The sequence below is a fragment of the Rhizobium sp. UBA1881 genome (assembly GCF_002338015.1).
Taxonomy (GTDB): Bacteria; Pseudomonadota; Alphaproteobacteria; order Rhizobiales; family Rhizobiaceae; genus Rhizobium.
Genome location: NZ_DDHH01000125.1, coordinates 52,112 through 76,094, shown reverse-complemented (window position 1 = coordinate 76,094; position 23,983 = coordinate 52,112). Strand labels below are relative to the sequence as shown.

The 23,983-nt window shown below is 62.0% G+C and carries 21 protein-coding genes; 19 read left to right on the top strand and 2 right to left on the bottom strand.

The window, feature by feature from the left end:
- On the bottom strand, positions 1–834 hold an 834-nt coding region (locus tag B3605_RS15640), incomplete at its 3' end, for an AraC family transcriptional regulator (protein WP_296434956.1).
- 206 nt (positions 835–1,040) lie between these two features.
- On the opposite strand from B3605_RS15640, the gene B3605_RS15635 reads away from it, so the two are divergent.
- From B3605_RS15635 to B3605_RS15625, 3 genes are read left to right on the top strand one after another with little or no spacing between them, the layout of a single operon-like run.
- Positions 1,041–3,266 carry a TonB-dependent siderophore receptor gene (locus B3605_RS15635; RefSeq protein ID WP_112941153.1) on the top strand — a complete coding sequence of 742 codons (2,226 nt, stop codon included), beginning with the start codon at positions 1,041–1,043 and terminating at the stop codon, positions 3,264–3,266.
- A gap of 47 nt (positions 3,267–3,313) precedes the next feature.
- Positions 3,314–4,399 carry an ABC transporter substrate-binding protein gene (locus tag B3605_RS15630; RefSeq protein ID WP_296434954.1) on the top strand — a complete coding sequence of 362 codons (1,086 nt, stop codon included), beginning with the start codon at positions 3,314–3,316 and terminating at the stop codon, positions 4,397–4,399.
- Positions 4,400–4,416: 17 nt separating this feature from the next.
- Entirely contained in the window at positions 4,417–5,301 is an 885-nt protein-coding gene (locus tag B3605_RS15625; RefSeq protein ID WP_296434952.1) for an alpha/beta hydrolase, read from the top strand.
- Between the two features lie 100 nt (positions 5,302–5,401).
- Here B3605_RS15625 and B3605_RS15620 read toward each other — a convergent pair whose 3' ends face one another.
- Positions 5,402–6,373, bottom strand: coding sequence for an oxidoreductase (locus B3605_RS15620; RefSeq protein WP_296434950.1), 972 nt, complete (start codon positions 6,371–6,373; stop codon positions 5,402–5,404).
- A gap of 87 nt (positions 6,374–6,460) precedes the next feature.
- On the opposite strand from B3605_RS15620, the gene B3605_RS15615 reads away from it, so the two are divergent.
- The 16 genes from B3605_RS15615 (at position 6,461) to B3605_RS15540 (ending at position 23,905) form a co-directional block, all read left to right on the top strand.
- Positions 6,461–7,393 (top strand): AraC family transcriptional regulator, encoded by a 933-nt coding sequence (locus B3605_RS15615; RefSeq protein WP_296434948.1) that lies wholly within the window; start codon positions 6,461–6,463, stop codon positions 7,391–7,393.
- Positions 7,394–7,480: 87 nt separating this feature from the next.
- Positions 7,481–8,179: a GntR family transcriptional regulator gene (locus B3605_RS15610; protein ID WP_112820388.1), complete on the top strand. Its 699-nt coding sequence runs from the start codon at positions 7,481–7,483 to the stop codon at positions 8,177–8,179.
- Positions 8,180–8,402: 223 nt separating this feature from the next.
- Positions 8,403–9,974 (top strand): ABC transporter ATP-binding protein, encoded by a 1,572-nt coding sequence (locus B3605_RS15605; protein ID WP_296434947.1) that lies wholly within the window; start codon positions 8,403–8,405, stop codon positions 9,972–9,974.
- Positions 9,964–11,040, top strand: a complete 1,077-nt coding sequence (locus B3605_RS15600; RefSeq protein ID WP_112941148.1) for an ABC transporter permease — start codon at positions 9,964–9,966, stop codon at positions 11,038–11,040. Before B3605_RS15605 ends, B3605_RS15600 begins: the two co-directional genes overlap by 11 nt.
- Positions 11,040–11,960 carry an ABC transporter permease gene (locus B3605_RS15595; RefSeq protein WP_112941251.1) on the top strand — a complete coding sequence of 307 codons (921 nt, stop codon included), beginning with the start codon at positions 11,040–11,042 and terminating at the stop codon, positions 11,958–11,960. The genes B3605_RS15600 and B3605_RS15595 overlap by 1 nt, the downstream gene beginning before the upstream one ends.
- 46 nt (positions 11,961–12,006) lie before the next feature.
- Positions 12,007–13,107: a BMP family ABC transporter substrate-binding protein gene (locus B3605_RS15590; protein ID WP_113199764.1), complete on the top strand. Its 1,101-nt coding sequence runs from the start codon at positions 12,007–12,009 to the stop codon at positions 13,105–13,107.
- 99 nt (positions 13,108–13,206) lie between these two features.
- Positions 13,207–14,400 carry an amidohydrolase family protein gene (locus B3605_RS15585; RefSeq protein ID WP_113199765.1) on the top strand — a complete coding sequence of 398 codons (1,194 nt, stop codon included), beginning with the start codon at positions 13,207–13,209 and terminating at the stop codon, positions 14,398–14,400.
- A complete protein-coding gene (locus B3605_RS15580; protein WP_296434943.1) occupies positions 14,400–15,977 on the top strand; it encodes a gamma-glutamyltransferase family protein in 1,578 nt (525 codons plus the stop codon). The genes B3605_RS15585 and B3605_RS15580 overlap by 1 nt, the downstream gene beginning before the upstream one ends.
- Positions 15,974–17,281 carry an amidohydrolase family protein gene (locus B3605_RS15575; protein ID WP_112941144.1) on the top strand — a complete coding sequence of 436 codons (1,308 nt, stop codon included), beginning with the start codon at positions 15,974–15,976 and terminating at the stop codon, positions 17,279–17,281. Before B3605_RS15580 ends, B3605_RS15575 begins: the two co-directional genes overlap by 4 nt.
- 36 nt (positions 17,282–17,317) lie before the next feature.
- Complete coding sequence (locus tag B3605_RS15570) at positions 17,318–18,259, top strand: LysR family transcriptional regulator (protein ID WP_112941143.1); 942 nt, start codon at positions 17,318–17,320, stop codon at positions 18,257–18,259.
- 166 nt (positions 18,260–18,425) lie between these two features.
- Complete coding sequence (locus tag B3605_RS15565) at positions 18,426–19,181, top strand: SDR family NAD(P)-dependent oxidoreductase (RefSeq protein WP_112941142.1); 756 nt, start codon at positions 18,426–18,428, stop codon at positions 19,179–19,181.
- Positions 19,182–19,239: 58 nt separating this feature from the next.
- Positions 19,240–20,241: a zinc-binding dehydrogenase gene (locus B3605_RS15560; RefSeq protein ID WP_112941141.1), complete on the top strand. Its 1,002-nt coding sequence runs from the start codon at positions 19,240–19,242 to the stop codon at positions 20,239–20,241.
- Between the two features lie 45 nt (positions 20,242–20,286).
- On the top strand, positions 20,287–20,640 hold the full coding sequence (locus B3605_RS15555) for a putative quinol monooxygenase (RefSeq protein ID WP_296434939.1): 354 nt from the start codon (positions 20,287–20,289) through the stop codon (positions 20,638–20,640).
- Between the two features lie 95 nt (positions 20,641–20,735).
- Complete coding sequence (locus tag B3605_RS15550) at positions 20,736–22,004, top strand: epoxide hydrolase family protein (RefSeq protein WP_296434937.1); 1,269 nt, start codon at positions 20,736–20,738, stop codon at positions 22,002–22,004.
- A 29-nt stretch (positions 22,005–22,033) separates the two neighbouring features.
- Positions 22,034–22,477 carry a nuclear transport factor 2 family protein gene (locus B3605_RS15545; protein ID WP_112941138.1) on the top strand — a complete coding sequence of 148 codons (444 nt, stop codon included), beginning with the start codon at positions 22,034–22,036 and terminating at the stop codon, positions 22,475–22,477.
- Between the two features lie 144 nt (positions 22,478–22,621).
- On the top strand, positions 22,622–23,905 hold the full coding sequence (locus B3605_RS15540; RefSeq protein WP_296434935.1) for an epoxide hydrolase family protein: 1,284 nt from the start codon (positions 22,622–22,624) through the stop codon (positions 23,903–23,905).
- Positions 23,906–23,983 lie beyond the last annotated feature (78 nt).

The following is a 23,983-nucleotide window of genomic DNA, read 5'->3' as shown; positions in this document are numbered from 1 at the left end:
CTTGCGGACGTAGTGAAACACCGTCGTCCCATAGGCGGTGTGAAACAGGCGTTGCAACGTGTTGACGCCGACGCCGACCTCGGCAGCCAGCGCATCGACGGAAGGTGGCGGACCATCGACCGCAAGCAACTCTTCCGCGCGTTTCAGGCGCTGGCGTTCGACGGGGCTGAGGCTGTGAGGCTCGGGCTGGGCATGGCCGGTATTCGTGACCTGGGAGAAAGCATCGGCGATGATCTGCAGGATGCGGCTTTCCATATAGAGGCGCGATAGATAGGTCTCGACACCGGCTGGGTTGATCACCTGTTCCGCAAGCGCGATCAGCGAAGCGCTCGGCTTCCAGGATTGGGCCGCAAGTGTGGTCGCGGTGAATTGCCTGAGCGCATCGGCGCCGGACCCGCCAAGCACATCCCCTGATTCCAGCCATTCCGGGAAGATCTTGATGGTTAGCTTCCTCAACCGATCGCCGATCGCCGCGCGCCGGCGAAAGACCTCGCGTTCTTTCTGATAGAACAGCGTGGCGGAAGGCACCCAGCGTCCCGAACCGGATTGCTGCTGCGCCATCGGAATATCCTTGTCGCCGATACTGGCGCTGACGCCGCCCTGGAAGAACAGCTTGATGCCAAGATGCGGCGGCGCTTCGGTTTCGGTGCGCAGGTCGCAAAGATTGGTGACGTCGGAATAGTGAACGGTGAGCCCGCTGCGGATCTGTGTCTTTTGGAAGCGACCGCGCAGAAGCGTATCCTCGCCCTGCCGGTTGGATGCGAGCAGGCGGAAGGATTGGTTCTCCTTCTGCAAGTGATCAAAAAAATCCTGCGCCTTGACGAGCGAATTCATCGAACCAGTCCCGTTTTTTGATGCCGCACCGCCACCGTGTGTTCTGCAAACGATATTGAGGCTTTTTCAAACAAGTTCGCGGTGGCCGGACATCCCCTTCGCCTTATAAAGAATAAACATGATTAATTCCATCATATTTTAAACGAGTGTGTGTTTCCGGTCGTTGGACTGGACAGCAGATGCCTCGTGAGTGACTGAGGGACATAATGGTTTCTATTCGAATTCTCCTCCGCGCAGCGGTCGTCACGCCCGCCATTCTCGGAGCGGCCACCGCCGTGGCGCAAGAACAGACGGCGACTGATCTGCAGAAGATCACCATCACGGCCGATGGCGCGAAGGACAAGGGTCCGGTCGCCAAGCGTTCGCGCTCGGGTACCAAGACCGATACACCGCTCATCGAGACGCCTCAGTCAGTCTCCGTGGTGACGCAAGAAGACATCGAGAAGCGCGGCGCGACCAGCGTGGCAGCGGCACTGCGCTATGAGCCGGGCGTCACGACGGGCTCGCGACCCGGCGACCGGTTCGACAGCGTCTTCATCCGCGGCTTCGGAGGTTTCGGGGGAGCAGCAAACTACATCCATTATTGGGATGGTCTGAGGCTGCCGACGGGGCTCAATTACAATGTGCCGTCGGTCGATCCATATTTCCTCCAGCGTATCGATATCACCCGCGGACCGGCATCGGTGCTCTACGGCTCCGGCAATCCCGGCGGCCTTGTCAATCTGGTCAGCAAGGAGCCGGAAGCGGAAGCCTCTCACGAGGTGCTGACGCGCTTCGGCAATAATGGTCGCGCTGAAGCGGCTTTCGATTTCACCGGGCCGGTTGAAGGCAATGACCAGCTTCTCTACCGGCTCACCGGCATCGCCACCCAATACGATCTCGGCTTCGACTATTCCGACAGCTCGCGCGTCGCGCTGGCTCCATCGGTCACCTGGGCGCCCGACAACGACACGACCTTGACCCTGAAGGCGAGCTATACACGCGATCCGAACGCTGCGCTGACGAACTGGATGCCGGCGCTCGGCACCCTGCAGACGAACCCGAACGGCCAGATCCCCTATGATTTCTTCAGCGGCAATCCGAACTACAACCAGTTCGAGCGCACGCAGGCGACGCTGGGATACGAGTTCGAGCAGCACCTGAACGATACCTGGACGGTTCGGCAGAACCTGCGCTTCATGCATAATGAGAGCGAGTTCAAGGCCTACTCTGTCGCGCCGGGCGCCCCATGGGCAAGTGCCGCGAGCTGCGGCGGCGTGAGCTATCTGTGCCTTTCGCGCCAGTCGACCCATTATGTCGAACAGTTCAACGCGCTGGCCGTCGACAACCAGGCGCAGGCGGATTTCAATACGGGCGCGCTGGAGCACACCGTCCTGTTCGGCCTCGATTACCAGCAGGTGGACGCGAGCGCGACCTATGGAAACGGCGCAACCACCTATCTGAACTACCTCAACCCCGTGTACGAGGCCGCTCCGAACGTCAAGTTCACCGGGCATCAGGACCAGACGCGCCGGCAGACCGGCGTCTATATTCAGGATCAGATGAAGCTGGACAATTGGTCCTTCGTTCTCGCCGGCCGCCAGGATTGGGCCAGCATCGACAATGCGACGACCAATCTCACCTCGAATGTCACAAGCAATTCCGAGACGACCGACAGCGCCTTCACCTGGAAAGCCGGTCTTCTCTACGAGTTCGATAACGGCATCGCTCCTTACGCCAGCTATTCCACCTCCTTCGACCCGACCACCGGGACCGGCTACGGCGGCGTCAACTTCAAGCCGACGACGGGCCAGCAGTATGAGGTCGGCATCAAGTATCAGCCGCAGAACATGGACGCGCTCTTTACCGTTGCGCTCTACGACCTGACCCAGCAGAACGTGCTGACGACGGACACCGCCCATCCGGGCACCGGAACGAGCATGGGCTGCAGTGCAACGGTGTGCCAGACGCAGACCGGTGAGGTCCGTTCGCGCGGCGTCGAACTGGGAGCGAAGTTCGCGGTGACGGATAACCTTAACCTGATCGCGTCTTACTCCTACAACGACATCAAGGTCACGAAGAGCAACGTTGCGAACGTGGAAGGCAACACGCCTGTCGGCGCGCCGGAGCATATGGCAAACCTTTGGGCCGACTATACGCTGAGCGATGGCCCGCTTGCAGGCCTCGGTTTTGGCGGCGGCGCGCGCTATATAGGCGGCACTTACGGCGACGCCACGAATACGGACGCGATGAAGGTGCCTGGCTACACTCTGTTCGACGCGGCCGTACATTACGACTTCGGCCAGAACAACCCAGAGTTCAAGGGCCTGACGGCCGCGGTCAATGTGACAAATCTCTTCAACAAGGAGTATGTCGCGGCTTGCGCCTCCGCTGCGCAATGCTTCTACGGCACTGGCCGCACGGTTATGGCGACCCTTGCCTATAAGTGGTGACGGAAATGGACGCGGCTATGAGATTGGGCAATTCGATGAGATGCTGCATGCTCGAGATATTTCGCCTCCTTGTCTTGCTGATCGGGCTAAGCGTTGCGGGTGCGGCGCATGCTGAGCTGTCGCTGACCGATCTCAAGGGCCGCAACGTCACCCTCCAGAAGCCGGCGAGCCGGATTCTGGTCGATGACGGGCGGATGATCATCGCTCTGTCTTTCCTGAGCGACGATCCCATCAGCCTCGTTGCCGCATGGCCGCATGACATCGATCGTTTCGGCCGCGAGCTCTACGCGACCTACCTGGCCAAGTTCCCGGCGATTGACACCTTGCCGAGATCGACAAGCAACACGCAGGACATGGCGGTGGAGCAGGTGATCGCGGCCAAGCCCGATCTGGTGATCCTGTCGCTGCACTCGCGTCCGGCCGAGCAGCAGCTTGCACAGCTCGATGAAGCCGACATTCCTGTGATCTTCGTCGATTTCTCCGCCGATCCCTTCGTCAATACCGACAAGAGCCTTGATATCCTCGGCAAGGCGATCGGCCGCGATGAACAGGCGCAAAAAGTCGTCGCGTTCCGGCAGCAACAGAAACGCATGCTGACGGAAAGGATCAGCAAGGCGGGCGCCCTGCAAAAGCCGGTCGTCTTCATGGAGACGCACGCGTCCACAAATGAAGCATGCTGCAATTCACCGGGTTCGGGCAATGTGGGCCGTTTCATCGATTTTGCCGGCGGCGCCAATATCGGCGCGGTTCTAAAGGGAAGACCATCCGGGCAGATCAGCCTAGAATATGCGCTCGCAACCAAGCCGGATATCTATATCGCCAGCGGCGGCCAGTATATGGAAAAGCGCGGCGGCTTGCTGGTCGGTCCGAACTACAGTGCGTCGGAGACACAGGCGTCACTCGATCGCCTTCTCGCGCGCCCGGGGTTCTCATCGCTACCGGCGATCGAAAAGGGCAATATTCACGGCATTTCCCAACAGCTCTTCAATTCGCCGCTCGATCTTCTGGCACTTGAGCTGATCGCTCGCTGGGTGCATCCCGATCTGTTTGCCGATATCGATGTGGAGGCCGTGCGACAGGAGTTCAACGGCTTCATGGCCGTGCCACTCACGGGAGCATATTGGACGAAATGATGGGGTTCGGTCGCAGCATGAAAAAGCATCACCAGCAATCGGCCGAATGTCCCGAGACATTGATCCGGACACCCTATGTCCTGCCCGGCTGCGAAAGGTTCCGCCAGCGATCGATCGTGAGCGGTCTCGATTACGAGATCTTCGTGTCGGTTCCAGACGTCGAACCGCCGGCATCGGGTTTCCCCGTTCTCTATCTGCTCGATGGCAATTCCGATTTCGTGACCGTCTCGGAAACGATGAAGCGCGTCTCACGGCGCCCACAGGCGACCGGGATATCACCGTCCATTGTCGTTGGCATCGGCTACCCTGATACCGAAAGCTACAACATAGACCGCCGGCAGTTCGACCTCACGCGCCATGCGCCGGATGAGGCGGCTCTACCCGATGCGTCCAGCGGCGCCTGCGGTGGACAGGACGCATTCGTCGCGTTTCTGCGCACGCAGCTACAGCCGCATATCGAGACGGTCTATCCTGCCGATCCGGCCCGCCGAATGCTGATGGGGCACTCGCTTGCCGGCTACTTCGTCCTCGACATATTGAGCCGCCGCCCTGAGTTGTTCTCAGGCTATATCAGCTTCAGCCCCTCCATCTGGTGGGACCGAGCCGGGCTGATGCAGGCAGGCGCCGCGATCCGTGCCCCTACCCCGCTGCGGCTTCATATCTCCGCCGGCCGTTGGGAGCAGGAACTCGCGCCCTGGCAGGACCTGGAAAGCCTGACGGGTCGCTATCATCAAGTGCGCGAGGCACGACGGATGATCGACAACGCGCGAGAATTTGCGGAGGCCATCCGTCCCGTCGTCGGCGAAAAGGCGGTGAAATTCGAGGTCGGCGCCGACGAGGACCATTCAACGATCGTTACGGTCATGCTCTGTCGCGCATTGCGGTTTGTTGCGGCACGATAGGGCGAGCGACAAAACCGTGACATCCAGCGCACACACGGCGTACCATTTCCCGCCCCTTGTTTGGCCTGCGGTCGCTTTCCACGTGCCGCAGGCCAAGGCGTCACATATCTCCCGGCGAGACACCGGTGATCGTTTTCGAGATATCCCATAGCCGATCGGCCGCTTGAGGATCCATCGCCCACGGCGCAACGCCCTTGTCTCCCGGCGCCTCTTCCTGAGGGAGAGATATCTCGCAATCTTCGCAGTAGACACCGCCTATCCCGACCAGCTGCGGTGAAGTTGCGGCCCACACACTCGTCGCGGCGCCCTGCTCGGGTGACTTCAAATCGCGGGAGGGATCGACGCGGCGATCACCGTTCTCATCATAGACATCAAACGCGTTGATCTCTTCTTCGCTGAGATGGCGGGCGAGGTCCGTCAGGATGACCCCGGGGTGCAAGGAGAACGCCCGCACACCGAATGCCGTTCCACGTTGATCAAGACCAAGCGCGAAAAGCGCATTGGCGGTCTTTGCCTGACCATAGGCTTGCCACTTGTCATAGGGGCGCGCGCGGAAGTCGATATCGTCAAAATCGACCGGGCAGATCTGATGACCCCGCGAGGAGACCGAGACGACGCGGGCGTTACCCGACTTAACGAGAGCCGGCCAAAGACCGGCCACCAGCCGGAAATGTCCAAGGTGGTTGGTGGCGAACTGGCTCTCATGGCCGTCGACATCGCGGGCCAGCGGCGTTGCCATGATCCCGGCGCTGTTGATCAGGATGGAGACAGCCCTGCCCTGTCCAACAATCCTGTTCGAGAAGGCGGCGATCGATGCGGCGTCGGTGAGGTCCATCGTCTCGATGGTCACGTTCCCTATTCCGGCCAGCGTCCGCTCGGCCTTGCCGCGATCGCGCGCCGGAACGATCACATGCGCGCCGGCGCTTGCAAGCGCCCGCGTTGTTTCCACCCCAAGCCCGGAATAGCCGCCCGTCACGATCGCCGTCTTGCCGGTAAGATCGAGGCCCTCGACGACGTTAAGTGCCGTGCTCGCTGCGCCGAATGGCGATCCGATTGGTTTTTGCTCGGACATGTCTTCACTCCTTCGTTTTTCTGGTGTCCGCAACGCATATCGTGTAGATTTTCGGTGACTGCAGCCTGAAGAATCCGGAATTTTGTCGTGATCGTCCAAAACATGCATGATGCTCTCTCCGACGTTCTGGGCGCAATCGATGCCCGCGCGCTGTTTTCCGTGCGGTTTGCTGCCTCGGGACCGTGGTCAGTCGCCTTTCCAGCGCCGAGCTATCTGAAGTTCAATGCCGTGCGGCGCGGTGCCGCATGGATTATCGAGGACGGCGCCGCACCTCGCCGAGTTGAGGCCGGAGACTGCCTTGTCGTCAGCGGCAGGTCGTTTACACTTTGCAGCGATCCGAAGGTGCCTTCGGTCCCGGCAAGCAAGGTTTTCGCCAATGCCGGCCTCGATGTGACGATCGGCGACGGCTCTGACTTCGTGTTGCTCGGCGGAAGTGTCAATCTCGACACGGTAGATGGTTCGCTATTGACGGATGCGCTGCCACCGCTCGTCGTCATCAAAAGTGACGATGCCGGCCCGATCGGCTGGCTGCTTGAGCAACTGGACCGTGAATGGAACGGTACGGCACCTGGTTCTCGTGTCGCCTGCAACGATCTTTTGCGCCTAACGTTCATTTACGTTCTGCGCGCCTACCTCGCGCAGGACCGCGCTCAGCATCCCGGATGGCTCGCGGGCCTTGCGGACAATCGCCTGGCACCGGCGCTGCGGGCAATCCACGCTGATCCCGCGCACCCTTGGACGGTCGAAACGCTTGCGCGCCTCGTTGGCCAGTCCCGCTCGACGTTTGCCGAACGCTTCAAGGTGACCGTTGGGGCATCCCCGATGGACTACCTTGTCCGTTGGCGGATGCGGATCGCCGCCGCCCGCCTTCGCCGCGGTGAGGAACCCCTGCCGCGCATTGCGCAGTCGCTGGGCTATGCCTCCGACAGTGCATTCGCAGCGGCATTCCGGCGGGTTCTTATGGAATCGCCCGCGCGATATCGCAGTATACATCGCGCATCCGGTGCAGGAGCGCGGTAACTGTTATCTGCGATATAGGGCGCGGCACTTGTTGTACGCATGATGGCGATATAGCGTATACGCCACCGAAACATTCATTGAAGTCCCATGTCATCGAATTCCGACCGGGTCGATATCGCCCATCGCACCCTGAGACAGGCCATTATCGAGCAGGCGATCAAAGCCGGTACCAAGCTGCCCGAGGATGAGATCGGCAAGCACTTTTCCATGAGCCGTACTCTGGTACGCGCCGTGCTGGCAAAATTGCAGGCTCAGGGGCTGGTCGATACCTATCACAAACGCACAGCCACGGTCGCTCAGCCGAGCCTTGAGGAAGCACGCGATGCATTCGCGGTGCGCCGTGCGCTGGAGCGCGAGGTCATGAAGGCGGTGGTCAAGCGCTGGAGCCCCGCCATCGAGAAGAGCCTGCGCGAACATGTCCAGGAGGAGGAGGGCGCCCATGCCAAGGGCGACGTCCGGCTTTCGACGCGGCTTGCCGGCGAGTTCCATCTGAAGCTTGCCGACCTTGCGGGCAATGCACTCCTGCAGCGCTATCTCTCCGAACTGGTGTCGCGCTGTTCGCTGATCCTTGCCATGTATAGCCGCCCGCATTCGAGCGAATGCGCCATCAGCGAGCACTCCGGGCTCATCGCTGCCCTCAAGAAGGGCGATATCGCCGCCGCTGAGCGCTTGATGGATGATCATCTGTCGTCAGTAGAAAGCCGGGCGCTGTTCGAGGACGAGGCGGCCATTGAGCCTGATCTTGGCTCGATCCTCTCCCGCTTCTCCGCTCGCACCGCGGGCTGATTGCCGCTTTTTCAATCACGTATACATGATTTTGCATTTTATGTAGACGTGGAACCAACCGCGACTGCTTGTCGACGTGGGCGCAGCCAGGTGCAACTCGGGTTTTATATCAACGATTCCATAAATTTAGCGCCTCGGCGCATCGTTCGCCGCGACAATCGATACGGACTGGCATCAATGTTGCATACGTGATTATAGTGATCATGTAGCCAAGATTGTCATCATGCCACATACGATATCGCCACATACCGAACACCGCCTCGAGCTGCGAGGAATCCGCAAGGCCTATCCGGCCGTGGTCGCCAATGACCGGATCGACCTTTGCGTCCGTCCGGGTGAGATCCACGCCGTCGTCGGCGAGAACGGTGCCGGCAAGTCGACGTTGATGAAGATCATCTACGGCATGGTACCGCCGGATTCCGGCGAGCTCCTGTGGGATGGGCGCGAGGTTTCGATCGCCTCGCCCGCCGATGCGCAGAAGCTCGGTATCGGCATGGTGTTCCAGCACTTCGCGCTGTTCGACACGCTCTCGGTGGCGGAAAACATCGCGCTGGCGCTGCCGGGCCGCCCGCCGATCGAACCGCTGTCGAGAAGGATCAACGAAGTCGCCGCGCGCTATGGCCTGCCGGTAGAGCCGGAGCGGCATATCTACACGATGTCAGTCGGCGAGCGGCAGCGGGTCGAGATCATCCGCGCGCTTTTGCAAAATCCGCGCCTGCTCATTCTCGACGAGCCGACCTCTGTGCTGACGCCGCAGGCGGTCGAAACGCTCTTCGTCACGCTGCGCCAGATCGCGGCCGAGGGATGCAGCATTCTCTATATCAGCCACAAGCTGAACGAGATCAGGGATCTCTGCCATACCGCAACCATCCTGCGCGGCGGCCGGGTCACCGGCATGTGCGATCCTAGACAGGAAAGCCCAGCCTCGATGGCCCGCATGATGATCGGCGCCGATCTCCCGAGCTTTCGCCATCGAGGCGACACGTTGGCCGGCAAAACACGCCTCAGCGTGTCCGGTCTGACGCTCCCTACCCAGGATCCGTTCGGCACGGCACTTGGCGACATTAGCTTTGCGGTGCGCGGCGGCGAAATTCTCGGCATTGCCGGCGTCTCGGGCAACGGTCAGCAGGAACTGCTGGGAGCACTCTCGGGCGAAACGCCGCTATCGAATGCCGATGCAATCACCATCGACGGCAAGCCAGCGGGCCACCGCGATCCGGCCGGCCGGAGGCGGCTTGGCCTGTGCTCCGTTCCCGAGGATCGGCTGAAGCAGGGCTCGGTCCCCTCGCTGCCGCTCCTGGAGAACGTGCTGCTCACCGCCAATCGCAACGGCGCTATTCGCGCCGGTCTCATCCGCTTCGATCGCGTTAAGGCCTATGCCGAGCGCTGCATTCAGGCCTTCGACGTCAGGACGCCAGGCGCCCAGGCGCAGGCCGGCAGCCTGTCCGGCGGCAACCTTCAGAAATTCATCATCGGCCGCGAGATCCTGCAGGAGCCGGGCGTGCTGATCGTCTCGCAGCCGACCTGGGGTGTGGACGTCGGAGCGGCACTCATCATCCGCCAGGCGCTGCTCGACCTGCGCGATCGGGGTGCGGCGATCGTCGTCATCTCCGAGGAACTCGACGAACTCTTCGAGATCTCCGACAAAATCGCCGTCATAGCCGGCGGCCGGCTGACGGCGGCCATACCGATTGCCGAGGCAAACCGCGATGCGATCGGCATTGCCATGTCCGGCCAAAGTGCCGGCGACGAGCCAGACGAACGCGCCAGCAAGGAGCTTGCCCATGCGCTTTGAACCGCGCCCCAATCCCTCGCGCATCATGATCCTGATGTCGCCGGTCATCGCGATTGCGCTGACGTCGATCGTTGCCATGGCGCTCTTCGCGCTCGCCGGCCAAAACCCACTTGAAGCGCTGATCATCTTCCTGACCGCGCCTCTCGCCGATCTCTACGGTTTCGGCGAGCTGCTGATCAAGGCTGCACCCCTGGTGCTGATCGGCGTCGGCCTCGCGATCGGCTTTCGCGCCGGCATCTGGAACGTCGGCGCCGAAGGGCAGCTGACAGTGGGCGTCATCTTCGCCGGCTATGTCGCGCTGAAGTTTGGCCCGGCCGGCGGCTGGTGGGTTCTGCCATTGATGGTGATCGCCGGCGCTGTCGGCGGCGTCTTCTGGGCGGCCATCCCCGCGCTATTGCGCGTAAAGTTCAATGCCAGCGAAATCCTGGTCAGCCTGATGTTGAACTACGTCGCGGCCCTCTGGCTGTCCTGGCTGATCTTCGGCCTCTGGCGCGATCCGGCCGGGTTCAACTTCCCGCAGTCGGAGCCGCTGGCGCCGGATGCCCTCTTCCCGATCCTGATCGCGGACACCCGCGCCAATGTCAGCGTCCTCTTCGCGCTGGGCGCGGTTGTCGCGGGCTGGCTGTTCATGAACCGCAGCTTCGCCGGCTTCCAGCTCAAGGTCACGGGCCTCTCCGAAGGCGCCGCCCGCTATGCCGGCTTCGGCGTCAGCCGCGCGGTCTGGATCGGCATGCTTGCGAGCGGTGCGGCTGCCGGCATCGCAGGCGTCGGCGAGATCGCCGGCCCGCTTGCCCAGATCTTCCCGACCGCCTCGCCCGGCTATGGCTACGCGGCGATCATCGTTGCCTTTCTCGGGCGGTTGCACCCGGTCGGCATCCTGCTCTCCGGCCTCTTGATGGCGTTGCTCTATCTCTCGGGCGATGTCGCGCAGATGTCGCTCGGCATGCCGTCTTCGATCACCGGCCTGTTGCAGAGCACGCTGCTCTTCTTCCTGCTGACGACAGACGTCTTCATTCAGTACCGAATCCGCTTCCAGTCCTCCAACCGCCAGGGAGCCGCCACATGATGGACCAGATCCTTCCCATTCTCGTGGCCACACTCGTTGCCGGCACGCCCCTGATCTACGCTGCACTCGGCGAACTCGTCGCCGAACGTTCCGGCGTGCTAAACATGGGCGTCGAGGGCATGATGGTCATCGGCGCGGTGATTGCCTTCATCGTGATGATGGCGACCGGCAGCCTGTGGCTCGCCGTAGTCGCGGCCATGCTGGCGGCGATGTTGCTCGCCCTCATGTTCGCGGTTCTCGCCGTCGGCTTCCGCGCCAATCAGATCGCGGTCGGGCTGGCATTGACGATCTTCGGCACCAGTCTCGCCTCGTTCATCGGCAAGCCCTACATCGGCATGGCGATCGTGATGGAGCCTTCGACAGCATCAAGGATTGCCGCGAAAATCCCGCTGCTGGGCGTCATTCTCGGCCAACTTCATCCGCTGGCCTGGCTGTCCTGGGCCTTCTTCGCCGGCGTCTGGTATTTCCTCAACCGCAGCCGCAGCGGGCTGATCCTGCGCGCGATCGGCGAATCGCCCACATCTGCGCATGCGCTCGGCTATCCCGTTAACACGATCCGCTACCTCGCCACGCTTTTCGGCGGTGCAAGCGCCGGCATTGCGGGCGCCTACGTATCGATCGTCTACACCTCGCTTTGGACCGAGGGGCTGATTGCCGGGCGTGGCTGGATCGCCGTGGCACTGGTCGTCTTTTCCACCTGGCGGGCGGGACGCTGCTTCCTCGGCGCTTATCTCTTCGGCGGCGCCACGATCGCCCAGCTCTTTGCCCAGAGCGCCGGCATCGGGCTGCCGTCCGAGCTCATGTCCGCCCTTCCCTATCTCGTCACGATCGTCGTGCTGGTGCTGATCTCGCGCAACGCCGCGCTGATGCGCCTCAACGTCCCCGCTTCCCTCGGCAAGCCATTTGCCGCCGAGGGCTGAAACAGCCGTCCATCACTAAAACCAAACAACAACAGAGGGAACCGAAATGACCACATTTTCCAGACGCGACTTCCTGAGAACCAGCGCCGCCGGCGCGCTTGCGATTGGCGCCGGCGCCAGACCGCTTTTCGCCGCCGAAGAGCCGCTCAAGGTCGGCGTCATCCACATGGGCGCCATCTCCGATACCGGCTGGGAATACTTCCAGGCTAACGCCTGGAAATCGCTCGAAAAGGAATTCGGCGACAAGGTGAAGGTGACGGTGCTCGAAAACATCGCACAGGTTCAGGATTGCGAGCGCCTGTTCCGCCAGCTTTCCGCACAGGGCAACAAGCTGATCTTCGGCACCACCTTCTCGCAATATGCCTCGCTGAAGAAACTGGCTCCGATGTTGCCCAAGTCGCATTTCGAATGCTGCGCCGGCATCGAGGCGGGCAACAATCTCGGCGTCTTCGAAGCCCGCCACTATGAGGGCACCTACCTCACCGGCATCGCCGCCGGCCGCACCACCAAGACCAACGTTCTCGGCTGGGTCGGCGCCTTCCCGGTGCCGCAGGTCATCTACAGCCTGAACGCCTTCCTGCTCGGCGCCCGCTCGGTCAACCCCGACGTGACGCTGAAAGTTGTCTGGGCCAATGCCTGGGTCGATCCCGGCAAGGAAAAGGACGCCGTCGCGGCACTGATCGCGCAGGGCGCAGATGTCATCTCCGGCAGCCCCAACACGCCGGTGCAGGGACTGGCCGCCGAGGAGAAAGGCGTCTGGTCGATCGGCTCGACGGGCGATTTCTCCGCCTATGTAAAGAAGAAGCAGCTGGTTTCTTTCGAACTGGATTGGAGTGCCGCCCATATCAACGCCGCCAAGGCCGTCATGGCCGGCGACTGGAAGGCGGAAAGCCGCTGGCTGGGTCTCGGGCCGGGCGGCTACGTCAAGATGACGACGAGCAATCCGGAACTGCCGGAATCGGTCGCCGCCGAAATGAAGGCCGCCGAAGCCGCGATCATCAGTGGGAAGCTGAAGCCCTTTGCCGGTGAGATCAAGGATCAGAAGGGTGACGTGAAGGTCGCCAAGGGTCAGGAACTCGCCGATGCCGACATCAAGGGCATGACCTGGCTGATCGAAGGCGTGCAGGGCACCCTGCCGCAGAACTGATCGGCGCGCCGCTCCGATCGAACGACATCGTTCCTCCCCTGATGAATGGGGAGGAGCATCAAAAATGACGATAGAACAAAGACATCAAGGGAGACCCCGGTGACCGAAACACTGTTCACGAACGCCAAGCTGGCCGATGGCTCGCTCAACGACATCCTCGTCTCGGACGGCCGCATCTCGGCAATCAACAAGGCCGGCACGAGCACGACCGCCGCCAAGACCGTCGACATTGCCGGCGCGCTTCTGGTCCCAAGTTTCGTCGAGGGGCACATCCATCTCGACACCAGCTTCTACGGCGACAAGTGGATTCCGCACAAAGCCTGCACCAACGGCTTTGACGTGCATGAGCGCGTCGCCTTCCAGGCCGAGAACATGGCGGCCGCAGCACCGATGGACGAGCGCGCCCGCAAGCAGCTCGACCTCTGCATCGCAAACGGCGCGCTGCAGATGCGCAGCCATGTGATGGTCGACGGCTCGGTGGGGCTGAAATCGCTGGAGACAATTCTTGCCGTACGCGAAGCCTACAAGGATATCATCGACATACAGCTCGTTGCGTTTCCGCAGAGCGGCATTCTGAAAAGCCCCGGCACGCCTGAACTGATGGAAGAGGCGATTGGCATGGGCGCCGATCTGGTCGGCGGGCTTGATCCGCTTTCCTTCGACCGCGACATCAAGGGACATCTCGATGTGGTCTTCGGCATTGCCGAAAAGCGCGGCGTCGATGTCGATATCCACCTCCACGACGCCGGCACGATGGGCGCGATGACCATCGAGGAAATCTGCGCCCGCACGACGGCGCTCGGCATGCAGGGCCATGTCGCCGTCAGCCACGCCTATGGCCTCGGCGATCTCGGACCCGATGCGATGAAGAAGATCGCCGCACTCATTGCGAAGAGCGGTGTCGCAATCATGACCAACGCGCCGGGCAACCACAACTTCCCGCCGGTCGCGCTGCTGCGGGCGGCCGGCGTCACCGTCTTCTCGGGCAACGACAATATCCGCGATTCCTGGTGGCCCTTCGGCGATGGCGACATGCTGCGCCGCGCCGAAATCATCGCCTATCGCTCCGGTTTCTACACGGATACGGAACTCGCCGCCGCTTTCGAAGTGGTGACTGCAGGCGGCGCCAAGGCGCTCAACCTCGAAGGCTATGGCATCGCCATCGGCGCAAAAGCCGATTTCGTGACGCTCGCGGCCGAGCATATCCCGGAAGCCGTCGTCGCCATTCCGAAGCCGCGCCGCGTCTTCAAGGGGGGCCAGCTGGTTGCCGAGAACGGAGCCGTGGTCCGCTGATGAACTACCGGAGCCGGCAGACCAAAACAGCCGTCGCACAATCGCGCGACGGCATGGTGACGGCACCGCATTGGCAGGCGAGCGAGGCTGGCGCCAAGGTGCTGGCGCGCGGCGGCAATGCGATCGAAGCGCTGGTCGCCGCGGGTGCCGCGCTCGCCGTCACCTACCCGCATTTCTGCGGTCTCGGTGGCGACGCCGTCTGGATGGTTTGCGACCAGGATGGCGACGCGCGGACCTTCCTCGGCATCGGTCAGGCTGCCGCGAAGGCCGAGATCAACGGCCCGATCCCGCCACGCGGTCCGGCCTCGACGCTGACGACCGCCTGCCTGGTCGATAGCTGGGAGAAGGTGCTCGATCACTCCACCACGGTATGGGGTGGCTCCGAGCAACTTGCTGCATTGCTCGACGATGCCATCACGCTCGCCGAGGACGGCTTTGCCGTCAGCCCGTCGCAGACATTCTGGCACGATTTCCGCGCGGGCGAATCCGAGACATGGCCGGGCTTTCGCGACCTCTTCCAGCGCGACGGCATCCAGCGCCAGCCGGCTTTGGCGCAAACCCTCAAGGCCATCGCTGAAAATGGCGCCAGAGAATTCTACGAGGGCGCGTTGGCAGACCGTATAGCTTGCGGCCTTGCCGCCGTAGGCTCTCCGCTGACGGCCGCCGATCTCGTGGCAACGCGGACGCGTATCGTCGATCCGGTGCGGCTCGGCTATGGTGACACCGTTCTGCTAGCGCCACCGCCGCCGACGCAGGGCGTTACCACCCTTGGCATCATGGCTGTGCTTGCCCAGCTGGCGCCCAAGGATAAGGCACCTGAGAGCGCTGCCTATTACCATGCGCTTGTGGAATCCGTGAAACAGGCTTTCCTTGATCGTCACCTGATCGCGGATCCGGAGTTTGGCGACGATGCCACGAAAATGCTTCTCGATCCTGCGCGCCTGGCCGCTAAGGCTGCGGCGATCGACCCCAGCCGCGCCGCCGAGTGGCCCGCCCCCTACAGGCAGGGCGACACGGCGCTTTTGGCTGCCGTCGATGCCGAAGGCCGCGCCGCCTGCCTGCTGCAAAGCATCTATTTTGATTGGGGTAGCGGCGTGGTTGCCGGCGACACCGGCATTCTATGGCAAAACCGGGGTGCGGCCTTCAGCGTCGATCCAGCAAGCCCGAATTGCATTCAGCCAGGCAAGCGACCCTTTTACACACTGAACCCCGGCCTCGCGCTCAAGGATGGGCGCCCGCATCTGGTCTATGGAACACAGGGGGCCGATGGCCAGCCGCAGACACTGGCGCTACTGCTCAGTCTGCTGATTGACCATGGCCTTGACCCGTTGGCGGCCCTTTCGAGACCACGCTTCCTGCTCGGCCGCACCTTCTCGGATAGTCGTGACAACCTGAAGCTTGAGGAGAATATCGGCGCAGATACGCTGGCAGCACTCAGCGCCATGGGCCACGAAGTCGCGACAATAGGCCCGCTCAGCCCGCTTGGTGGCCAAGCAGGGCTCATCCGCATCCACGAAGACGGACGAATGGAAGCTGCGCACGACCCTCGCAGCAATGGCGGAGCCATCGGTCTATGAGCAGCATGTCCGATCATCTCTTCGACCTTGTCATCCGCAATGTCCGTATCGAGGAAGATGGTGCCCTCGTAGATATCGCCGTGCGTGATGGCCTGATCGCCGCGATCGAGCAGAGTTTCAGCTGCGATGCTGTCACGAGCTTCGACGGGAAAGGAAACTTCGCCTTCGGCGGTTTCGTCGATACGCATGTGCATCTTGACAAGGCCTGCATCCTCGATCGCTGCTCGATCTGCGAGGGAACGCTTACCGAAGCGGTGCGCGAGACAGCACGCGCAAAGCCCGGCTTCACCGAGGAGGACGTTTACGAGCGAGCCGCCCGCGTCGTCGAGAAGGCAATCGCGCATGGCACGGTGCGGATGCGGACCTTCGTCGAGATCGATCCCCGCGCCGGCTTTCGCTGCCTTGAGGCGATCAAGCGCATCAGGGCGGATTACGCCTTTGCGATCGACATCGAGATCTGCGCCTTCGCGCAGGACGGCCTCACCAATGAGCCCGAAACCCTGGTCATGCTCGACGCAGCGCTCGCCGGCGGCGCCGATCTCATCGGTGGCTGCCCCTACACCGACCCCGATCCCGAAGGCCACATCGCGAGGATCTTCGAACTCGCGGTGAAACACGACGTCGCCGTCGATTTTCACCTCGACTTCAGCCTTGACCCCAACAGAACCGACCTGCCCGCCGTCATCGCCGCCACGAAACTCCGCGGCTGGCAAGGCCGGGTCTCGATCGGCCACGTCACCAACCTCTCGGCATTGCCGGAGGCATCGGTCATCGAGATTGCGAAGAACCTCTCCGAGGAAGGGATCGCCCTCACCGTGCTGCCGGCCACCGATCTCTTCCTCAACGGTCGCGGCCAGGACCATCTGGTGCCACGTGGCGTCGCTCCCGCCCATATCCTCGCGGCACATGGTGTCGTCACCTCAGTTGCAACCAACAACGTACTCAACCCCTTCACGCCCTATGGCGATGCGTCGTTGATCCGGATGGCCAATCTCTATGCCAACGTCGCCCAGCTCTCGCGCGACGCGGATATCGCGCAAGTATTCGATATGGTCGGAGTATCAGCCGCCCGCCAGCTCGGCGTTCCCTACGGCCTTGCGGTGGGCAACGAGGCGACGATCATTCTCGTCGACGCAGCCGGGCCGAAGGCGGCCCTGCGCGAAATCGGCAGGATCGTCGCCGGCTGGAAAGGCGGCCGGCAGAGTTTTCACAATGGCGACCCGCAAGTTCACAAACCGCATCGACAGTGCGATTATCCAAATCAAGCAATAACTTGCATGACGAAGCTCAGCGATCCGGTATAGATGGTGATCATCTAATCAACAGCAGCCGGACCTCCCGTGGATCAGATACTCGCCATTCGAACATTTGTCCGCGTCGCCGAGGCCGGCTCGTTTGCCAAAGCTGCGGACACGCTGAACCTGCCCCGCTCCTCCGTCAGCAAACTCGTGCAGGATCTTGAGGGGCATCTCGGGACCAAGCTGGTCGAGCGCACCACGCGTTCGGTCACGATGACCACGGAGGGTGTGGCCTATCACGAGCGCGCGCTGAAGCTGCTCGCCGATCTTGATGACATGGACGGCACGGTCGCCGGCTCCCGCAGCGCGCCCAAGGGAAAGTTGCGCGTCGATATCGGCTCCGTGCTGGCAAACCAGATCCTCATCCCCGCGCTTTCCGACTTTCAGCACCAGTATCCTGATATCGATCTCATGCTCGGCGTCAGCGATCGACCCGCCGACCTCGTGAGTGAGGGGATCGATTGTGTCATCCGCGGCGGGGCGCTGGGTGACTCATCGATGAAGGCGCGGAAACTGTGCGAGTTGGACTACGTCATTTGCGCGTCACCCAGCTATCTGGATGGTCTCCAGGTGCCGGAGCGGCCGGAGGATATCGAGAAGCATCGGATCGTCAGCTACTTCTCCGCCTCATCCGGAAAGCGATTTCCATTGCGGTTTCAACGCGGCGATGAGCGAAGCGAATATCTCCCGACTTCCAGCGGCATTTCCGTCAACGAAAGCACCGCGCATCTGAACGCGCTGCTGTCAGGGCTGGGGATCGGCCAGAGCTTCGGCTTCCTCGCAAGACCACACTTCGAGAGCGGCGCGCTGGTCGAACTGTTGCCCGAGTGGAAGCCGGACAATCATCCGCTGCACCTCGTCTACCCGGCCGATCGATTTCCAAACCCGCGGCTGCGTGCCTTCACGGAATGGGCGGCGAAAGTATTCGAAGCCGTCGATGCCAGACGCAATGTGACGACGGAGACCATCCATCCCCATGGATAATGTCTCCACCCTGAGCGGCTTCTCGCCGCCAAGCTGACGAACTAACTTCTCCTTATCGGACGGCGACGAGGCCACAGCCAACGCCACCTCCCGAACAGTTTCAGAATTTCAACAGGCCGCGCATTCGGGCTGAACCCTTTCGCGCGCCCAGCATCAGGAGAGTAAAATGACCAACAGACTTGAAAACAAGATCGCCGTCGTCACCGGAGCAACCAGCGGCATCGGCCTCTCGACCGCCAAGCTCTTCGCCGCCGAAGGCGCTCGCGTCTACATCACCGGCCGCCGCAAGGATGCGCTCGATAAGGCAGTGGCCGAGATCGGCCATGGCGCGGTTGGCGTACAGGCCGACTCCTCGAGCAATGCTGATCTCGACAAGCTGTTCGCCCAGGTGAAAGCGGAACAGGGTCGCCTTGACGCCCTCGTCGTAAACGCCGGCGGCGGCAGCATGCTTCCGCTTGGCCAGATCACCGAGGAGCAGGTCGACGACACCTTCGGCCGCAACGTGAAGGCCGTGATCTTCACGGTGCAGAAAGCTCTTCCGCTGCTCGGCAACGGCTCGTCGGTCGTTCTGACCGGCTCGACCGCAGGGACCGAAGGCACCGCCGCCTTCTCCGTCTACTCCGCCTCCAAGGCCGCCGTCCGCAACCTCGCCCGCTCCTGGGCGCTTGATCTCAAGGGCACCGGCATCCGCGTCAACGTCGTCTCGCCCGGCGCCACACGCACCCCTGGCCTCGTCGAGCTTGCCGGCGACGACAAGGAGCAGCAGCAGGGCCTGCTCGACTATCTCGCCTCGCGCATCCCGCTCGGCCGCGTCGGTGAGTCCGAGGAGATCGCCAAGGCAACTCTGTTCCTCGCTTCCGACGACGCAAGCTTCGTCAACGGCGCCGAGCTCTTCGCAGACGGTGGTCAGGCCCAGGTCTAACCGCAAAACAGGAGCGGCGAACAGCCGCTCCACTTCTCATTCTCAAGGAGAGCTCGCGATGCGTGCCGCAGTCTATTTCAAGCATGGCAAGCCTGAGGACGTTCTTCAGGCAGTCGACGTCGAAGATCCCAAACATCCAGAGCACAACGAAGTGCTGATCCGGGTGCTTCTCCGGCCGGTCCACCACGGCGACCTTCTCGGTATAGCAGGACGCTACCAGCCGGGAGCAACGCTGCCGAAAGAGGGCGTGCGCGTCGGCTTCGAAGGCTACGGCATCGTCGAGGAAGCGGGCAGTGGCGTCGATCTGAAGCCAGGCACCCGCGTCGCCTTCTTCCCCGGCCGAGGCGCGTGGAGCGAAAAGGCAATCGTCTCGGCCGAATACGTCACCGAAATCCCCGATAACGTATCGGACGAAGCCGCAGCACAGCTGCACGTCAATCCGCTGACCACCGCACTCCTTTTGCGGGCCGTCGAGACATCCGGCGCGAAGCCGGGCCGCGACGTCGTCGTTCTCACCGCCGCAGGCTCGGCGGTCGCCAGACTGGTGATCGGACTGCTTCTCGATCGCGGCTTCGACGTCGTGGGTGTCGTCCGGCGCGAAGCCGGCGTGAACGAGCTCAACGTTGTGTTTCCGGATCTCCCGGTGGTTTCCACAGACAAGCCGGACTGGCAGGACAAGGTCGTTGCGGCTGCCGACGGCCATCCCATCGGCGTCGTGCTCGACCCTGTTGGCGGCGAGACCGCCAGTGCGGCGGTCGGCCTGCTTGCCCAAGGCGGTAGCCTGGTCTCCTACGGCGACCTTTCCGGACAGCCGATCTCGGTCCCCGCGCTTTACTTTTCGACACGTGACATCCGGCTGTCGGGCGTGACGGTCGGTCGATGGGCGGGCTTGCCCGTAGACGTCCGCAGAGCCGATCTGAAGCTCGCGCTTGAGCTCGCAGCCGGCAAGCCGGAGCTCTTTCAGGTCGAGCAGAACTTCGATCTCGCGGATGTCGGCAAGGCTGCCGCGCTTGTCGAGAAGCCAGGCAAATCCGGCACGGTTCTGATCGCGTCACGCTAGGCGCGACGCATCCCAAACACACAGCCACCCAAAGGAGAAACGGCCATGGCCGATCACGACAAGACACTGCCGACGAACATGCTCGTCAGCGCCTATTATCGCGTTCACCCTGACGATCGGCAGACCTTCATCGACGCGGTGATCCCTGACATGAAGGCGGCAACTGAGATCGACGGATGCGTCTTCTACGCCTTCGCACAGGATCTGACGGATCCGAACACCTTCCACCTTGTCGAGGGCTGGAGAAACGAAGCCGCCTACGAAGCGCACGAGAACTCGCCGATCTTCCTCGAGGCTCTGAGCACTGTCGTGAAGAATGTCCGAATCCTCGACCGACAGGGTATCCGCTACGATGTCGCAAAGCAGCACATCGATGACCCGCGCGGCCGCGTCTCCTGACGCCATCGGGATCGGATCGCGCCCCCCAGCGGACGCCTCCGATCCCGAAACGCTTGAGAGCGGGCTCAAACAGCAATCAAATCGAGGAATAAGAAATGACCGCCCCATCGACCGTCGCAACGCGCCGACGCATCCTTCAGTTCGCCCTTGCAGCACCTGCCGTTGCGTCGCTGGCATCCCAGGCGATTGCGGCGCAAGCGGAACCAATGCTTTCACCGGCAACCGACGCGGTGACGCCTTTCAAGGTGTCCGTTCCGCAGGCCGCGATCAACGATCTGAAGCGCCGTCTCAAGAATACGCGATGGCCCGATCAGGAAATCGTCTCGGACTGGTCGCAAGGCGTTCCGCTCCACAAGGCTAAGTCTTTGATCGCCTATTGGGAGCGCAAATATGATTGGCGGAAATTCGAGAAGCGTATCAATGCGTTTCCACAGTTTCGCACCCGCATCGATGGTCTCGGTATCCACTTCATCCATGTGAAATCGAAGCATGAGAACGCCCTGCCGATCATTCTCACGCATGGATGGCCGGGATCGGTCGTCGAGTTCCTCAAGGTCATCGGCCCCCTCACCGACCCGACCGCGCACGGCGGCTCGGCTGAGGACGCTTTCCACGTCGTCATTCCGTCACAGCCCGGCTTCGGCTTTTCCGACAAGCCGGCCTCGGAAGGATGGACTGTCGTTCGGACCGCCAATGCCTGGGCCACGCTGATGAAGCGCCTCGGCTACGACAGGTGGGTCGCGCAGGGCGGAGATTGGGGATCGGGCGTGACCCATGCGCTCGGACATGTCCGCCCCGAAGGACTTATGGCAGCCCATGTGAACTGGCCGCTCGTCTTTCCGGAGAAACTCCCGGAGAACCCGACGCTCGAGGAAAAGGCAGCGATGGATGCGGCGATGAAGTTCGCGAACGATCAGTTCGGCTACTTCAAGGAACAGGCGACGCGGCCGCAGACGATCGGATATGCGCTCGCCGATTCACCGGTCGGCCAAGCGACATGGATCTACGAGAAATTCCAGGCATGGACGGACAATCGCGGCGAGCCGGAAGACGCGCTGACGATCGATGAGATGCTCGATGACATCTCGCTCTACTGGTTCACGGACACGGCCGCCTCGTCTGCTCGCATCTACTGGGAAAACGCCCGTAACGGCGGCGGCTTCGACGCCGGCCGGATCGAACTGCCGATGGCCGCCACGATCTTTCCGAAGGAGATCTACCGCGCGCCGAAGGCGTGGGCGGAAGCCCACTGGCCGAACCTGTTTTACTGGAACGAGGTCGACAAGGGCGGTCACTTCGCCGCCTTCGAGCAACCCGACCTCTTCGCGCAGGAAATGCGCAAGGCCTTCAAATCCATCCGCTGATCAAGCTCTAGCAAAAGCAAGGAACCAACATGTCTACCAACGAAGAAATCATCCGCGAACTCTATCGGACCGCAGAAGTGAAGGATGTGGCGGCATTCGTCGCCCTCTTCGCCGAGAACGGCTATTTCTGGGATGTATCGGCCGGCGCGAAATATTACGGCGACGATATCGGCAAGACGGTCGATATCTACGCCACCGCCTTTCATGACATGCACCGCGAGCTCGGAAACTTCTACGTGACCGACGACGTGGTCATCGTGGAACTGACCCTCAACGGCACCCATACCGGCCCTCTCGCGCTGGCAGCCGGCACGATCGCCCCGACGGGCAAGGAAATGCACGCACCATGCTGCGACGTCTTCCACCTGAAGGATGGCAAGGTGACGTCCTTCCATTGCTACACTGCCGCAACGATCATCTTCGGCCAGCTTGGCGTGCTCGGCAACCTCGGCGCGTCGCTCCAGCAAGCGTGAAGCGGCTGCGGCCGGTTTCGAAAAGCCGCGGCGCATTCTGATCATCCATGCTGATGGATTGTATCTCCCTGCGCCGCCGCTTCTGCGCTGGTCGCCTGCCGCCTAGATCAAGGCATCTCTTTGAACCCCAGAATGGAAATGACGATGAACGATGTGAACCCTGATAGCCCCCGCGATATCGACCCTGGCCGCCGGCTGTTCCTTGGCGCTGCGGCGGCAGTTTCGGCCGTCATGGTGGTCGGTGGAGCGGCGGCGGCAATGCAGTCGACCGGCGGCATGGAGATGCCCGCTGCGACGAATGCCATCGATCCATTCAAGGTGAAAATCCCGGCCTCAGCAATTCAAGACCTTCGCGCCCGTCTCCGTGCTGCACGCCTGCCAGAAAGGGAAACCGTCTCCGACTGGTCGCAAGGTGCTCCCCTGAGTTCGGTCGAGGCGCTGTTGAAATACTGGCGCGACAGATACGATATGCGTCGGCTGGAAAAGCGCCTGAACGCCTACCCACAATTCCGGACCGAGATAGATGGCTTGGGCATTCACTTCATCCATGTGAAGTCGAAACATGCGAATGCACGGCCACTGGTCCTGACGCATGGATGGCCTGGTTCCGTCGTCGAATTCCTCAACGTGATCGGCCCGTTGACCGATCCGACAGCCCACGGCGGCAAAGCCGAGGACGCATTCCACGTCGTTATACCCTCGCTACCGGGCTACGGCTTTTCCGACAAACCGAAGGAGCCCGGTTGGGGCCTGCCGCGGATCGCGCGAGCATGGGCGCAGTTGATGCAGCGCCTGGGCTACACGCAATATCATGCGCAAGGTGGCGACTGGGGTGCTGGCGTCACCACATGGATGGCGAAGCAGCATGTAGCCGGACTGAAAGGTATCCACCTTAACCTGCCCCTGCTGTTTCCGCCGCCGATTGAAGGCACTCCTGATGCGGAAGAGCAGGCATCGATTGCCCAACTGGTCGCTTTCGGGACCCATGGCTCCGGCTACGCCAAAATACAATCCACCCGCCCGCAGACGATTGGCTATGCGCTTGCGGATTCTCCGACCGGTCAAGCGGCCTGGATCTACGAAAAATTCGGAGAATGGACCGATGCGGACCATCATCCGGAGAAGGAGCTCGGCTACGACCAGATGCTGGATGACATCATGCTCTACTGGCTGACGGACACTGCAGCGTCTTCGGCACGGCTCTACGCCGAAAGCTTCGATACCGATTTCAGCCCTCAGAAGCTCGATATCCCGGTCGCGGTCAGCGTGTTCCCTGCCGAGCTTTACAGACCTCTGAAGATTTGGGGGGACCGTATGTACTCAAAGCTGACCTATTGGAACGAGGCCGCGCATGGCGGGCATTTCGCGGCTTTCGAACAGCCTGAGATTTTCACCGACGAACTTCGCAAGGCCTTTGCGACCATGTGAGGCGTGAGACGTCAGAGCACTACAACGAGCCGTGTCGAGCGGGCGGCGCAAAAAAGTTTTGCGCCGTTCGGGAATAGA

Coding starts and splice junctions, on each gene's coding strand:
- B3605_RS15635 (WP_112941153.1), top strand. CDS start 1,041: ATGGTTTCTATTCGAATTCTCCTCCGCGCAGCGGTCGTCACGCCCGCC.
- B3605_RS15630 (WP_296434954.1), top strand. CDS start 3,314: ATGCTCGAGATATTTCGCCTCCTTGTCTTGCTGATCGGGCTAAGCGTT.
- B3605_RS15625 (WP_296434952.1), top strand. CDS start 4,417: ATGAAAAAGCATCACCAGCAATCGGCCGAATGTCCCGAGACATTGATC.
- B3605_RS15620 (WP_296434950.1), bottom strand. CDS start 6,373: ATGTCCGAGCAAAAACCAATCGGATCGCCATTCGGCGCAGCGAGCACG.
- B3605_RS15610 (WP_112820388.1), top strand. CDS start 7,481: ATGTCATCGAATTCCGACCGGGTCGATATCGCCCATCGCACCCTGAGA.
- B3605_RS15605 (WP_296434947.1), top strand. CDS start 8,403: ATGCCACATACGATATCGCCACATACCGAACACCGCCTCGAGCTGCGA.
- B3605_RS15600 (WP_112941148.1), top strand. CDS start 9,964: ATGCGCTTTGAACCGCGCCCCAATCCCTCGCGCATCATGATCCTGATG.
- B3605_RS15595 (WP_112941251.1), top strand. CDS start 11,040: ATGGACCAGATCCTTCCCATTCTCGTGGCCACACTCGTTGCCGGCACG.
- B3605_RS15590 (WP_113199764.1), top strand. CDS start 12,007: ATGACCACATTTTCCAGACGCGACTTCCTGAGAACCAGCGCCGCCGGC.
- B3605_RS15580 (WP_296434943.1), top strand. CDS start 14,400: ATGAACTACCGGAGCCGGCAGACCAAAACAGCCGTCGCACAATCGCGC.
- B3605_RS15575 (WP_112941144.1), top strand. CDS start 15,974: ATGAGCAGCATGTCCGATCATCTCTTCGACCTTGTCATCCGCAATGTC.
- B3605_RS15565 (WP_112941142.1), top strand. CDS start 18,426: ATGACCAACAGACTTGAAAACAAGATCGCCGTCGTCACCGGAGCAACC.
- B3605_RS15560 (WP_112941141.1), top strand. CDS start 19,240: ATGCGTGCCGCAGTCTATTTCAAGCATGGCAAGCCTGAGGACGTTCTT.
- B3605_RS15555 (WP_296434939.1), top strand. CDS start 20,287: ATGGCCGATCACGACAAGACACTGCCGACGAACATGCTCGTCAGCGCC.
- B3605_RS15550 (WP_296434937.1), top strand. CDS start 20,736: ATGACCGCCCCATCGACCGTCGCAACGCGCCGACGCATCCTTCAGTTC.
- B3605_RS15545 (WP_112941138.1), top strand. CDS start 22,034: ATGTCTACCAACGAAGAAATCATCCGCGAACTCTATCGGACCGCAGAA.
- B3605_RS15540 (WP_296434935.1), top strand. CDS start 22,622: ATGAACGATGTGAACCCTGATAGCCCCCGCGATATCGACCCTGGCCGC.